We start from the raw sequence: 13,067 nt of genomic DNA, 5'->3' as shown, positions 1-13,067 counted from the left end.
TGAGGCGAACGCCGATGTGAACGGCGCTCGCAATATTTTAGCGGCGGGACACGCCGTTTTAGCCTGTGGAGGCGTGGTGCAATCAGGCCGCCCGATGAAGCAGGAACCCGGTACTGCGCGAGCAGCTATCACCCAGTAATGGGAATTCCCCTCCTGTGACGCGAAGCGCTAAGGTGGGGGAGGATGTCAAGATGTAGTACTTGTTGATGAAGGGGGGCACGACCAGCACCGGGGTCTTGCCCACCGTCGCTGTGGTCGGGCTGTACTGGATGAGCTCAAAGAGCTCGGTGCGCAGCACTACCCGGCCCGGGGTGGTCGCCAGATCCCGGCCGAGCTCGAAGGCGGACTCGTCGGTCAGGCGGATGTTGAGGTGATCGGCGCTGCGCTCCAGATCTTCGGCCAGGAGCGCAAGGCCGCGCACCAGATTCTGGCCGTCGGACTCCAGGGTGAGCTTGAGCAGCTCCGGGTTGGTGGCCAGGAAGTTGCTGGGAGCCATGGCGTTGACGTACTGGCGGGTGAAAAAGCGCAGTCGCTCCCGGCTCTTCTCGGGCACGCCCTCCAGGGCATCCACCGCCGCCAGCAGGTGTCTTGCGGTCAGCAGATAGGATTGCTTGAGGTAGTCATAGAGGGGTTGCTCGCTCCAGGCGTCGGCCTTGAAGCGGCGATCGCTGCGATCCGGGGTGATCACCGGCTCGCTCGGCTGGCCTGCACTCTTGAGCAGGGTGTGCTGCATCAGCTTGAGCTGATCCTGCCACCAGTTCATCTGGGACTGGATCAGCTGCCAGGGCTGCTGGCTGCCCTGCTCCAGCACCTGGCCCAGATCGTCCAGACTGGTCTGCAGCAGGGCCTGGGCGGTGCGCTCGGTCTGGGCTCTGGCCATGGCCAGCAGCTTGTCGTTGTAGTGGGCCAGGGCCTCGAACAGCGGGCCGTAAGATGATTGGCTCATGTGTTCTCCTTCACCCACGCCCGGGGCGGGCACTTGCCCGTTCTGTCGAGTCGTGGGGAGATGTGGCTGCCCGCAAGACGGGCAGCCAGGGGTTATCAGGCCTTGCCCGTGCTCTTCTTGATGCCATCTGCGGTCAGGGCATCCAGTTCTTCCTTGAACTGCTGGCCGAGGGTGCTGAGCTTCTGGATGTCATCCAGCATCTGGCGGGAGAGCTGGCTGGCGCTCTCCAGCTGCACGGTGCCGAGGGCCGCCAGGCTCTGGGCATCCTGCACCTTGCCGACGGCCTGCAACTGGTTGAGCCCCAGTTCGGCGTAGGCATTGGCGGACGCCAGTTGCAACCGGGTCAGCTGTTCGATGTTGCTGGCCAGCAGCTGGTTGTAGCGGGTGAGGGGAGCGGCAAAGCCTTGCATCTGCTCGGTAAAGCTCTTGATCACGTCCATATTCATCATGGGTCTCCGGTTCGGCAGAACACTGTTTTTGCGGGTCAATCGACCCTTCTTGCGGGTACAGCACGTCATCCCTGTGTTACGTGTTGTTTGCTCTGTTCAAACACACGTTTGAGAATTCTGCAACCAATCCACCTTTGGTATAAATGTTAGTTTCTGTTTGAATTTTCCAATCCGCCGAGAGAGCCATCCCCGGGTTCAGACGAGAGGTGACGCAGGGCAGGGGGCGGGGTCTCGTTCCCCGGGGCCTGCGCTGGTACCCTTGAGCCACACCCTCTTCACAAGGAATCCCCGATGAAACCGTTCGCCCTGCTGCTCGGCTGTGGTGCCCTGACCCTCGCCGGTGTCGCCCAGGCCAGCACGCCGGTCCAGATCTCCCTGCCCGGTGTCAACCTGCCCTCGTCCAATCAGGTGGAAGGGGCAAGGGCTTCCTTCCTCTACGGCCGCACCGGCCAGGTGAAGGGGATCGATCTGCCGGTGTTCGCCCTCTCCGACGTGGATCAGTTCACCGGCCTGCAGCTTGGTGTGTTCTTTGGCGCGAGCCGGGTGCGCCATCAGTTTGGCGGGGTCGCCATCAACGCCGTCAACTGGCACGAAGGGCAGGATACCGGCCTCAATCTGGGCTTCGTCAACCTGACCAACAATGTGAAGGGGCTCAACTGGGGGGCGGTCAACATCGCCCAGGGCAATGCCCTGGCCAACGTCGGCTTCGTCAACTATGCCGAACGCACCACGTTCCAGCTGGGATTCGTCAATGCCACCAAGCACCTGGACGGCTTGCAGATTGGCCTGGCCAACTACGCCGAGAACGGCATCTTCCCCATTCTGCCCCTGATCAACTTCAAGAAATCCTTCTAGGGACCAACTTGCCCTTGCTTTAGGAGGGGCAGCCATTACCCTGTGCTCCATCAAGGCTGCACAGAGGTAACAGGGGCATGACAACGGAACACATGGACGCCATCGGCATCGGCTGGGACGTGAGGGGCTGGCAGGGCAATGCCCAGGCGGTGGCGGTGGTGGGTTGGCAGGCCCGGGAGTCGCGTCTGCACTGGCTCGGGATCTCCCCCCTGTTTCGCCTGAGCTCCCGGGTCGCGCCGGATCTGGATGCCCTGCTGCGCCCGGCCCTGCAAGACGAGGTGGCGCTGATGCAGGTGCTGGCCTGCCCGCGCCTTGCTCTCGGCATCGATGCGCCCCTGGCCTTTCCCCGCGCCCTCGCCGATCTGCTGGCGGGGTGGGGGAGCGGCTTTCCCGTGCCCCAGCGGGAGATTGACAACCCTTACGCCTACCGGGATTGCGAGCGCTGGCTCTATCAGCACTATGGCAAGAAGCCCCTCTCCGCCACCTTCGACAGGCTCGGCAACAACGCCACCCTGGCCCTCTCCATGCTGCCGCGCCTCGGGGATCTGCAACTGGTGCCAAAACGGGCGAGGGCTGCCGGGCGCGCGGTGCTGGAGGTCTATCCCGCCCTGGCCAAAATGGGGGGCAAAGCCTCTGCTGTGCGGCCCGAGCTGCAACCCCACCTGCCAGCAATCCTCATCCCTGGAACGGATCCCTATGATGCCGCGCTCTGCGCCCTGATGGCCCTGCAATATGCGGCCGAAGGGGCCGTCACCTCGCTGCCTGCTCTGGTGGACCTGCCGGAGGAGATGGCACCGGACGAAGGCTGGGTCTACCACTTCGCCCGGGATTGAGACGCCCAAGCACCGCGCTCCCTCTGACGACTGCTGGCGACTCGCTGCAGTCACGGCACTGGTGACGTGACTTGCTGTCGCCACTGCGTATGGCTTGCCGTTGCCACGGTGTCAGGCAAGGGGAGGCCGCCTTTGTCCTGTGATCTTCCGACGTCTCCTTGACCCTTGCCCTTGTTGCCTTACTTTGCGACTGCCGACTGCCGACTGCCGACTGCCGACTGGCGCCTTTTCATCGGACCTCATCCTTGATCCCGACTGTTCATGGCTGGTTTAAAAATCACCTTGTATGCCATCAGACAAGAGACGTACAAGTACATTTATCACCCCGCAGCAGCGGGGAGATGGCTCCAGGGTTGTACAGAAACAGGGTAGCGGGGGTCAAATATGCGGCAGGTTAAGCCTGCAGAAGCATAAATAGGGAGTCAGGGCGTTAATTGCTGGAAGAGCCGTCGCTTCATCCGATATATTGCCTCTTTTCCTCAGGCTTCTTGTCCGGTGGTGTCGATGAAACGCATTCTCTCTATCCAGTCCCACGTGGTGTTTGGCTGTGCCGGCAACAGCGCCGCCGTGTTCCCCATGCGCCGTCTCGGCATGGAGGTGTGGCCCATCAATACGGTGCAGTTCTCCAACCACACCCAGTACGAGGCGGGTTGGCAGGGAATGGCAATGCCGGCGGGCCACATTGCCGCCTTGTGCCAGGGGCTTTGCAATATCGAGGTGCTGGCGCGCTGCGATGCGGTGCTAAGTGGCTATCTGGGCTCGGCGGAGCAGGGGGACGAGATCCTGGCGGTGGTGGCGGCGGTGAAACGAGCCAATCCGGCGGCCCTCTATTTCTGCGATCCCGTGATGGGGCATCCGGAGAAGGGGTGCATCGTCGCCCCGGGCGTCACCCGCTTTCTCACCGAGCAGGCCCTGCCGGTGGCGGACATCATGGCCCCCAATCTGCTGGAGCTGGAGACCCTGTGCGATGTCCATCTGACAACCCTGGCCCAGACCCGGGTCGCCGCACGCCAGTTGCTGGAGAAGGGGGTGAAGATGGTGCTGGTCAAGCACCTGGGTCGCGCCGCCAGCGTCCCCGGCCGCTTCGAGATGCTGCTTGCCACCCCCGAGGGAGACTATCTGATCGCCCGTCCCCTTTACGATTTCGCGCGCCAACCGGTGGGCGTGGGGGATCTCATCAGCGCCCTGATGCTGGCCAACCTGCAGGCGGGATATGATGGGGTGAGCGCCTTCGAGCGCACCAACGCCGCGGTGGATGCGGTGCTGAGACAGACCTGGGAGGCGAATGCCTACGAGCTGCAGCTCATCGCGGCCCAGAGCGCCTTTGCCGAGCCGCAGATTGCCCACAGGGCCGAGCGCCTGGCCTGACGCCATTGATCAGCCCGTGACGGGACGAGCTGATCAAGGTTCAGCTTGCGGCACTGATCGGTGTTGCATCCTGAAAATGTTCGACCCTGGGGAAGGGGTCGTAGAAGTGGTGCAGCAGGGCCTTCCACTCCTGGTACCGGGGGGAGCCCCTGAACCCCGGGTGTGATCTTCCAGCCGCGCCCACTGCACCAGCAGCAGGTAGTGATGGGGATCGTCCAGGGCACGCTGCAACTGGTGGCCCAGGTAGCCGGGCATGGCGCTGATGATGTGCTGGGCTCGGGCGAAGGCCTGCTCGAAGTCAGTGGCCTTGCCGGGAATGATCTGCAGATGGGCGACTTCCAATATCATGATGGCTCCTTGCCGATGAGTCTGATTGAACCAAAAACCTATGTACGCCGAGCCTTGGAGGGGGCAAGACCGGCACGCTGTCCGGTCTTGCCAGGCCGTCTGCCTCAGAGCTGCTTGTAGAAGAACTGGGTGGCGGCGAGGGTGCCGTCCCCATTGCGGGCGAAGTCCGGGATCTGGCCGGCCTCCTGATAGCCGAGCTGGCGATAGAGGCTGGAGGCCACGTCGCCGACCCGGGTATCCAGCACCAGCAAGGTACGCCTGGCGTCCCGGGCCCCTTGCTCCATGGCGTTCATCAGGGCGCGGCCCACCCCCTTGCCACGGGCCTGGCTGTGGACCATCAGCTTTTCCACTTCGGCCCTGTGGCCCCCGTTGGCCTTTGTGCACAGGGAGAGCTGCAGGGCGCCCACCAGATGGTGCTGATCAAACGCCACCCAGAGCTTGCGCACTCCATCCGCCAGCTCCCCCTCGATGCCTTGCCAGTACGCCAGCCCCTGCTCTTCCTGCAGGGGAGGCAGAAAGCCCACCGAGGCACCGCTGGCCACGCAATCTTGCAGCAGGGCGATCAGCGCCGGTTTGATGCCTCTGGTGCTCTCGACCTCAAGGATCTCCATTGAATGTCCTCATCTTCTCTCTTGGCCCACGTGGGGGATTAACGTCTCGGGCGCGGACTCTCCTGCCGGAGCTATTATCATCCGGTCAGGTGCGCCGTCTCTTAATGGATCAGTCCCTGCGCTGCCAGCCACTGGAACAGCAGGCGGGAGACGGGGGAGACTTCGGCCAGGTGGCGGCTGTCCAGCCAGCGCAGCTCGGCGATCTCCGCCGAGGCGACGGGCGTGCCGTCGGCGTCCCCCGTGTAGCAACGCAGATTGACATTCACCCCTTGCGGCTTGCCGTCCTCCTGGGCGCTGAACTCGCAGGCGAACGCCAGGGTGTCGGGTTTCAGGATGACCGCGAGCTCTTCCTCGATTTCACGAACGAGGGCCGCCTCGTCGCTCTCGCCCGGCTCGCGCTTGCCCCCCGGAATGTAGTAGATGTCCTTGCCGTGGGAGCGGGCGCACAGCAGTTGTCCCTCCTTGAAGGTCAGCCAGGCGAGTTTGTCGATCATGGGCAGATTCCTCTTGTTGCCGCTTGTCAAAGGGGGGCTCGCTGCTCGCACAGGGTGCGATAGGAGCGGGTTTCCCGCATCTCGGGCGCCAGTCCCAGCCGGCTAGCCAGCGCCAGCAACTGCGCGCGGTAGGCGGGCAGGGCGGTCTCCTCGTCAGTCATGATGGCGAGCTCGGCAAAATCACCGACGCCTGCCAGGTGATCCACCGTGACGTGGAAGGCCCCCAGAAAATAGATGCTGCGCCGCTTGTCGATGGTCAGCACCGGCTGGTAGCCCAGGGTGCGCACCATGCTGGCCGCCTTGTCCGCATCGGTGATGTTGACCGCCTCGCAGCGATCGGGTCCGGGTCCTTTGACTATCCAGAGCCGGATGCCGCTGGGGGCCATGGTGCGGATGATCAGGCTCTTCTCTGCCCGGGCCAGGGCGCCATCTGCCGTGTCGAAGTAGCAGTCCTGCTCATGATTGTCCGCCACCATCACCTCGGGGCTGAGGGCCGTGAGGGTATGCACAAAGGCGGCGCTGTCCGTCAGGCGGTATTTGAACTCCACCTCGAAGCGCCCCTGAAAGTGGGTGGCCATGGCCTTGCGACGGCTCCCGAACGGCAAATGAATAGGGCAGCCTAGCAAAAGTGCTGGGCTCTCCCAAGCATCGGGATCACAGCTTCGCATCGACTGCCGACTTTATGACCAGATGGTGAGGGGAAATCCGCCCTGGTGCACAGCTTGTGGCCCGGTGGCTGGGCGCCGTACGGGGGCTGTGCTCTAATAAGCTCCCTCTTTGGCGGTATTTCCGCCCTGAACAACGACAACGAGGCGGCGGCCCCGGCCGCGCCAGTGGAGCCACAGATGCAGATCACCTCACAGCCCCCCTTTATCGGACTGGGCGTGGCGGGCAACTTCGCCGGTCACCTGGAGCAGGCAGGGGAGGCGGCGGACTTCGTCGCCGTCAAGGTTGACGACAAGGTCGCCCCCAAGGCGCTGTTCCCCTTCTATGTGCCGAACCATCCCGGCCAGCTCGGGGTCTTTCCCCTGAGCGGCGATGCCATCTTCCTGCCGGAGGCGGCGGTGAGCGGGGACGAGAAGGTGCAGATTGAACCCGAGGTGGCACTGTGGTGCGAGCTGGAGTACGCGGGGGAGCAGGTGGTGGCCATCCATCCCAAGGCGTTTGGCGCCTACAACGACTGCTCCATCCGTCGCCCCAATGCCAACAAGATCAGCGAGAAGAAGAACTGGGGTGAAGAGAGCAAGGGGCTGGCCGCGAACCTGCTGCCCCTGACCCACTTTGCCGCAGGATGCGAGCTCGATGACTACCGCATCGCCTGCTATCTGGAGCGGGACGGGGAGCTGCACCCCTACGGGATCGACAGCGCGGCGGTGGACTACAGCTACTTCCACGGTCAGTTGCTGGCGTGGGCCATCGACAAGTTCAACCATCAGCAGGACGAAGGCCCGGCCGAGCATATCCAGGGGCTGCTGGCCCAGGCGGGGCGCCCGGCCCATGCGCTCATCAGCATTGGCGCCACCCGCTACACCCCCTTTGGCGAGACCCACTTCCTCGCTCCCGGTGACACCGCCTGCGTGGTGGTCTACCCCGCCAGTCGCTACAGCGAGAGCGACATTCGCGAAGCCATCGCGACCCGCCGCGTTGGCGCCGATGTCTCTGTCCTGCTCCAGGCGGTCAAGACCCGTTGATCGCGATGCCTTCCCAACCTGGGGAGGCATCTTCTTTCTCTATTATGCCTGCGCACACTCCATGCTGGCGTCATGCATGATCAGCCGAAAGAGGAGTGGCAGATCAGGTGGGTTGCCATGGTGGTGATCAGAGAGTGCAGGGAGCAGGATCTGGCGGCTTGCTCAGCCTTTACGCCGAGCTCAGACCACGGGATCCCGTGATGCCGCTTTCCATGGCGAGGGAGACGCTCGCGAGCCTGCTGGCCAGGCCCGAGGTGCGGATCATCGTGGCGAAGGTGGGCGGTGAGCTCGCCGCCACCTGCCAGCTCGGGGTGATCCCGACCCTGAGCAACGGCGGCAGGCCCTTTGGCATCATAGAGCACGTGGTAACGGCCTCTGCGTTCCGACGCCAGGGGCTGAGCCAGAAGGTGCTTGAACAGGCGCTCTCCCTGGCCTGGGGGCTGGATGGCTACAAGGTGATGCTGCTCTCGGGGGAAGGGCGCGATGAAGCCCATCGCCTCTATGAGAAGCTGGGCTTCAAGGCGGGCATCGAGAAGGGGTTTGTCATCAAGCAGGCAGAGGCCCAGGGCTGCACCTTGACGAGGTTCGGCCCCAAGGCTTAGCATCGGCGCTTTTGCCATAAATTGAGCCAACAATTCATGAAGATAGAACCAGCACAAACCGAGGATTACCCGGCCCTGATCGCTCTCTGGGAGGCCTCGGTACGCGCTACCCATCACTTCCTGCAAGAGGAAGACATCGCCACCCTCAAGCCTCTCATCCTCGAACACTATTTCGATGCCGTGCGCCTTTATTGCGCCAGGCAGGATGGCGTGATCGTCGGTTTTATCGGGGTGGCTGAGGGCAATATCGAGATGCTGTTCATCGCTCCCGAGGCGAGAGGGGGCGGGGTCGGCCGCCAGCTGGTGGACCACGCCATCCGTTGTCTGGGGGCGACTCGCGTGGACGTCAACGAACAGAATGCCCAGGCTGTCGGCTTCTACCAGCACCTGGGCTTCGAGGTGACGGGGCGCTCCCCCCTGGATGGCCAGGGCAAGCCCTATCCCCTGCTGCACATGGCCTTGGCCGCCGGTTAAGGGCGCCAGAGCATAAAAAAACCGCCCTCGGGCGGTTTATTGTTGTTCAGGACGCAGTGCTCGCGCCGCCTCACTCCTCGTTGGAGTTGTCCTGATAGTCGCCCCGCTGGGCCTTGGGCAGGCGGCGCATGGGGGCGAAACCGATGTCCTCGCCCACCACTTCCCGCTTGCGGGACTTGTTTTGCGCAGGCTGGGCCGGCTTCTTGGCGCCATCCCCCTTGCCTTTCCCGGCGGCGGGTTTGCCCTTGGCGTTGGCATGGCCACGGGCGCGGGGCGGGTTTTGCACCGGCTTGCTGCCCGGCAGGGTCTGGCGGCTCGGCTTGCCGCTCGGCTCGTACCCTTCCAGGATCTCCACGGTCAGGGATTGGCCGATCAGCGCCTCGATCTCCTTGAGCTGACCCAGCTCGTCCTGGCTCACCAGGGAGATGGCCTCGCCGCCGCGCCCGGCACGGCCGGTGCGGCCGATGCGGTGGATGTAATCCTCCGCCATCTGGGGCAGCTCGAAGTTGATCACGTGGGGCAGCTGATCGATGTCCAGACCCCGTGCGGCGATATCGGTGGCAACCAGCACCCGCACCTTGCCTTCACGAAAATCCGCCAGCGCCCGGTTGCGGGCCCCCTGGCTCTTGTCACCGTGGATGGCGACCGTATCCAGGCCATCTTTCTGCATCTGCTGGGCGAGCCTGTCGGCAATCTGCTTGGTGCGCACGAACACCAGCACCCGCTGCCAGTTGCCACGGCCAATCATGTGGGAGAGCATCTCCCGGCGGCGTTCCCGATCGACCTGGATGATGCGCTGGCTTACCTGCTCGGCGGCGGTGTTGCTGGGATCCACCTCGATGAGGGTGGGATCCTTGAGCAGATCGTCCGCCAGCGCCTTGATGTCATTGGAGAAGGTGGCGGAGAAGAGCAGGGTCTGACGCTCCTCCGGCAGGGCCTTCATGATGCGGCGAATGTCGGTGATGAACCCCATGTCGAGCATTCTGTCCGCTTCATCCAGCACCAGCACCTCGAGGGCGCTCAGGGTCAGGGCGCCCTGGGTCAGCAGATCCAGCAGGCGGCCCGGGGTGGCGACCAGGATGTCGACCCCGAGCTTGATGGCGTCCAGGTTCGGCTTGATGCTGACGCCGCCATAGGCGATCAGGGTACGAAACGGCAGGTGGTGGGCATATTTGATGATGCTCTCGCCCACCTGGGCGGCCAGCTCCCGGGTCGGGGTCAGCACCAGGGCTCGCACCTGGCGACGACCGCCACGGCCGTGGTTGGCCAGCAGTCGATGAAGCATGGGCAGGGTGAAACCGGCCGTCTTGCCCGTGCCTGTCTGGGCGCCGCCCAGCACGTCCTGCCCGGCCAGGATGGCGGGAATGGCTTGCTGCTGGATGGGGGTGGGTTGTTCGTAACCCAGCTCCTTGACGGCCCGCAGGATGTGCGGTGACAGACCCAGTTCATTGAATGACATGTTCGAGGGACACTCCGAGCCTTGGGCTCAACGGGTGACGGCAGCCTTGGTCCGTCACGACATGGAAAATAGGGTGGGCCGCCATCGAGGCTGGGCCTGAGCCCGGCAAAGCGACCGCACAAGAGACAGTGGGCGCGTAATATAGCAGATGCGAGGCGCACGCGCAGCAGCCGTGTCGCGAGCAGGGTTGCCACGGCCATCCCGGCAGGGAAAGGCCAGGGGGCGCTAAGAGGGGCCCCCCTGGCCTCGGCGCACGCCCGTCAGAGCAGTCCCTCGATGGCCTGCACCAGATCCTCCGGCCTGGTCTGGGGGGCGAAGCGGTCCACCACCCGGCCTTCACGGTCAATCAGGAACTTGGTGAAGTTCCACTTGATGGCCTCGCTGCCAAGGAGTCCGGGCTTTTGCTCCTTGAGCCAGCGATAGAGGGGGGGGGCCCCGGCGCCGTTGACCTCGCACTTGGCCATCAGGGGGAAGCTGACAGGGTAGTCGAGCGAGCAGAAGCGGGCGATCTCCTCGGCATCGCCCGGCTCCTGATGGCCGAACTGATCGCAGGGAAAGCCCAGGATCTCGAAGCCTTGGGGGCCGAACTGGCGATAGAGGGCCTCAAGCCCGGTGTATTGGGGGGTAAAACCGCAGCGGCTTGCCACGTTGACCACTAGCACGACACGGCCCTGCAGATCGGCGGTGGACCAGGCCGTGCCATCGAGTCGTTGCAGGGGGATGAGGGGCAGGGGCATGGTTTCTCCTGATGCAAGAGGGGCGACAAGGCGCCCGGGGACAATCCTTGCACGTTAACGGGCCGAGGGCCGGGGAGCAAGGGGGAGGGCGTCTGTTCCCCCCAGACTCCTATTGATGGCGGGACTTCTCAAGAGAAGCAATCCGGTTTGTGCCGATGGTCCGAAGTCGCTACAAAGCGCACTCTCTCCCCTCGCTGCGAGCCTATCTTGGACTATCAAGCCGTCATGGATGCCATCTACACCCGGGGTTGGGTGATAGTGGATGATTTTTTAACCGCCGCCGAGGTGGATGCCCTCAAGGCCTGCCTGCCGGACGAGTGGCGACCGGCGGGGATCGGGCGCGAGACCCTGCATCAGGACAACCGCGATATCCGTCGGGATCAGATCCACTGGCTCGACGCCTCCCTCGGCGCGCCGGTGGCCGACTATCTGGCCCGGATGGAGTCCCTGCGTCTGGCCGCCAATCGCAGCCTGATGCTGGGGCTGTTCGACTACGAGGCCCACTTTGCCCGCTACCGTCAGGGGGACTTCTACGTCACCCATCGCGACGCCTTCGCCGGGCGATCCAACCGCCGGCTCACCTCGGTGTTCTACCTGAACAACGACTGGCAGCCAGAGGCGGGGGGAATATTGCGGGTCTATGACGACAGCGAGCAGTTTCTGATGGATGTCTCCCCCCGGGGCGGGCGGCTGGTGCTCTTCCTGTCTGAAGAGTTTCCCCACGAGGTGCTGCCCGCAAGCCGGGAGCGCTACAGCATTGCCGGCTGGTTTCGGGTCAACGGCAATGGCGCCGGGCGGGTCGATCCCCCCCGCTGAGCGCATTTCATCCTGTTTCTGACACAGGAAGAGACTTTTATCTGTCCGGGCAGGGGGAGGTGCGCCCCATCGGCTGACAAGGCTTCCCCTCCCTTGCTACACTGCCCGCACTTATGTTCGTTTCTGGCTTCGTCCGGTTTTCATGCGGTTGGGTTTGACATGGTGATGACGAAGCCACTTCTCCCAAGGGATCACATCTAATGAAGAACATGCATGTCTTGCTGCTCTGCGGCGGTGGCGGCTCCGAGCACGAAGTCTCGCTGCGCAGCGCCAATTTCCTCGAAAAACAGCTCGGGCTCCTGCCCGGTATCGAAGTGACCCGGGTCGAGATGTTTGCCGACCGCTGGCTCTCCGCCGACGGTCGCGAGTGCAAGCTGGGGCTGGACAAGCTGCTCTCGTTCGACAGCGTGGCCCGTCCGGTGGACTACGTGGTGCCCTGCATCCACGGCTATCCCGGTGAGACCGGCGATCTGCAATCCTTCCTCGAGCTGGCCGGCCTGCCTTATCTGGGTTGTGACGCCGAGGCGAGCAAGGTGTGCTTCAACAAGATCACCACCAAGCTGTGGCTCACCGCCATCGGCATCCCCAATACCCCCTACCTGTTCCTGACCGAGCAGGGCGAGGCGAGCCTGACCGAGGCGAAAGCGGCGCTGGCCAAGTGGGGCAAGGTCTTCATCAAGGCGGCCTCCCAGGGCTCTTCCGTGGGTTGCTACTCCGCCAGCAACGAGGCAGATCTGGTGAAGGGCATTGCCGATGCCTTCGGTTACTCCGAGCAGGTATTGATCGAAAAAGCAGTCAAGCCCCGCGAGCTGGAAGTGGCGGTCTACCAGTATGGTGACGAGCTGGTGGCCACCTATCCGGGGGAGATCTGCGTACCCCAGGACAAGTTCTACACCTATGAAGAGAAGTACAGCAGCGCCAGTCACACCGAGACCGCGCTCAAGGCCGAGGGGCTGACTCAGGCCCAGGCCGATGCCATCCACGAGTACGCCTTGAAGGCGTTCCGTCAGCTCAAGCTGACTCATCTGTCGCGCATCGACTTCTTCCTGACCGAAGAGGGGGAGATTTTGCTCAACGAGATCAACACCTTCCCGGGCATGACCTCCATCTCCATGTTCCCGAAACTGCTGGAGCACCACGGCCACAGCTTCGCGCACTATCTGGAGCAGATCCTGCGAAAGTCGGTCTGATGTCGCCAGACCCGGTTGCAACGGATGGTGAGTAGGGGCCTCAGGGCCCCTTTTTTCAGGTTCATCGCGGCTTTCCGGGGAAGGCCGCCTTGATTTTCAGAAAAAAGTATTCTGAGTCCCTAAATCCATATGCCATGCGCTTTATCACTTTGATCTTGTTGTTCACCCCTTCCAGCACACTCGTGTGCATCGGG

At 63.5% G+C, this 13,067-nt stretch carries 14 protein-coding genes and 3 pseudogenes; 8 read left to right on the top strand and 9 right to left on the bottom strand.

Annotated elements, in window-relative coordinates; translation table 11 throughout:
* Nucleotides 1–187: 187 nt before the first annotated feature.
* Nucleotides 188–946: pseudogene (locus J9889_RS18375) on the bottom strand (class I poly(R)-hydroxyalkanoic acid synthase); the annotation flags it as partial.
* Between the two features lie 95 nt (nucleotides 947–1,041).
* On the bottom strand, nucleotides 1,042–1,392 hold the full coding sequence (locus J9889_RS18370) for a phasin family protein (RefSeq protein ID WP_041211496.1): 351 nt from the start codon (nucleotides 1,390–1,392) through the stop codon (nucleotides 1,042–1,044).
* Nucleotides 1,393–1,686: 294 nt separating this feature from the next.
* On the opposite strand from J9889_RS18370, the gene J9889_RS18365 reads away from it, so the two are divergent.
* The 3 genes from J9889_RS18365 to pdxY all read left to right on the top strand — a co-directional run bounded on the left by J9889_RS18365 (nucleotide 1,687) and on the right by pdxY (nucleotide 4,451).
* Nucleotides 1,687–2,250 carry a hypothetical protein gene (locus J9889_RS18365; RefSeq protein ID WP_010674879.1) on the top strand — a complete coding sequence of 188 codons (564 nt, stop codon included), beginning with the start codon at nucleotides 1,687–1,689 and terminating at the stop codon, nucleotides 2,248–2,250.
* Nucleotides 2,251–2,327: 77 nt separating this feature from the next.
* Nucleotides 2,328–3,083: a DUF429 domain-containing protein gene (locus J9889_RS18360; RefSeq protein WP_029314586.1), complete on the top strand. Its 756-nt coding sequence runs from the start codon at nucleotides 2,328–2,330 to the stop codon at nucleotides 3,081–3,083.
* Between the two features lie 504 nt (nucleotides 3,084–3,587).
* A complete protein-coding gene (gene pdxY / locus J9889_RS18355) occupies nucleotides 3,588–4,451 on the top strand; it encodes a pyridoxal kinase PdxY (RefSeq protein WP_010674877.1) in 864 nt (287 codons plus the stop codon).
* A 40-nt stretch (nucleotides 4,452–4,491) separates the two neighbouring features.
* Here the strand turns inward: pdxY and J9889_RS18350 are convergent.
* From J9889_RS18350 to J9889_RS18335, 4 genes and pseudogenes are all read right to left on the bottom strand, one after another.
* Nucleotides 4,492–4,799: pseudogene (locus J9889_RS18350) on the bottom strand (antibiotic biosynthesis monooxygenase).
* Between the two features lie 104 nt (nucleotides 4,800–4,903).
* Nucleotides 4,904–5,410 carry a GNAT family N-acetyltransferase gene (locus J9889_RS18345; protein WP_010674875.1) on the bottom strand — a complete coding sequence of 169 codons (507 nt, stop codon included), beginning with the start codon at nucleotides 5,408–5,410 and terminating at the stop codon, nucleotides 4,904–4,906.
* A 101-nt stretch (nucleotides 5,411–5,511) separates the two neighbouring features.
* Nucleotides 5,512–5,904: an NUDIX domain-containing protein gene (locus J9889_RS18340; RefSeq protein ID WP_210557633.1), complete on the bottom strand. Its 393-nt coding sequence runs from the start codon at nucleotides 5,902–5,904 to the stop codon at nucleotides 5,512–5,514.
* 26 nt (nucleotides 5,905–5,930) lie between these two features.
* On the bottom strand, nucleotides 5,931–6,482 hold the full coding sequence (locus tag J9889_RS18335) for a class IV adenylate cyclase (protein WP_210557631.1): 552 nt from the start codon (nucleotides 6,480–6,482) through the stop codon (nucleotides 5,931–5,933).
* A gap of 267 nt (nucleotides 6,483–6,749) precedes the next feature.
* Here J9889_RS18335 and J9889_RS18330 point away from each other — a divergent pair, with 267 nt between their 5' ends.
* The 3 genes and pseudogenes from J9889_RS18330 to J9889_RS18320 all read left to right on the top strand — a co-directional run bounded on the left by J9889_RS18330 (nucleotide 6,750) and on the right by J9889_RS18320 (nucleotide 8,671).
* Nucleotides 6,750–7,595 (top strand): DUF5718 family protein, encoded by an 846-nt coding sequence (locus J9889_RS18330; protein ID WP_010674872.1) that lies wholly within the window; start codon nucleotides 6,750–6,752, stop codon nucleotides 7,593–7,595.
* Between the two features lie 117 nt (nucleotides 7,596–7,712).
* Nucleotides 7,713–8,197, top strand: a pseudogene (locus tag J9889_RS18325) (GNAT family N-acetyltransferase).
* A gap of 36 nt (nucleotides 8,198–8,233) precedes the next feature.
* Nucleotides 8,234–8,671 carry an acetyltransferase gene (locus J9889_RS18320; RefSeq protein WP_010674870.1) on the top strand — a complete coding sequence of 146 codons (438 nt, stop codon included), beginning with the start codon at nucleotides 8,234–8,236 and terminating at the stop codon, nucleotides 8,669–8,671.
* 70 nt (nucleotides 8,672–8,741) lie between these two features.
* Here the strand turns inward: J9889_RS18320 and J9889_RS18315 are convergent, their stop codons facing one another.
* Entirely contained in the window at nucleotides 8,742–10,130 is a 1,389-nt protein-coding gene (locus J9889_RS18315) for a DEAD/DEAH box helicase (RefSeq protein WP_010674869.1), read from the bottom strand.
* Nucleotides 10,131–10,390: 260 nt separating this feature from the next.
* A complete protein-coding gene (locus J9889_RS18310; protein ID WP_210557629.1) occupies nucleotides 10,391–10,867 on the bottom strand; it encodes a glutathione peroxidase in 477 nt (158 codons plus the stop codon).
* Nucleotides 10,868–11,074: 207 nt separating this feature from the next.
* Between J9889_RS18310 and J9889_RS18305 the strand changes: the two genes are divergently transcribed.
* Both J9889_RS18305 and J9889_RS18300 read left to right on the top strand, forming a co-directional pair.
* Nucleotides 11,075–11,683, top strand: coding sequence for a 2OG-Fe(II) oxygenase (locus J9889_RS18305; RefSeq protein WP_029314582.1), 609 nt, complete (start codon nucleotides 11,075–11,077; stop codon nucleotides 11,681–11,683).
* Between the two features lie 200 nt (nucleotides 11,684–11,883).
* Complete coding sequence (locus tag J9889_RS18300) at nucleotides 11,884–12,873, top strand: D-alanine--D-alanine ligase (RefSeq protein ID WP_069784642.1); 990 nt, start codon at nucleotides 11,884–11,886, stop codon at nucleotides 12,871–12,873.
* A 61-nt stretch (nucleotides 12,874–12,934) separates the two neighbouring features.
* Here J9889_RS18300 and J9889_RS18295 read toward each other — a convergent pair.
* Nucleotides 12,935–13,067, bottom strand: a 133-nt coding sequence (locus J9889_RS18295) for a transposase (RefSeq protein WP_162231338.1), incomplete at its 5' end; no start/stop codon positions are given.

Source organism: Aeromonas sp. PrichA-15, assembly GCF_017939245.1.
GTDB lineage: Bacteria > Pseudomonadota > Gammaproteobacteria > Enterobacterales > Aeromonadaceae > Aeromonas > Aeromonas caviae.
Note: the sequence above shows the minus strand (reverse complement) of the source record. Positions and strands in the feature narration are given on the sequence as shown.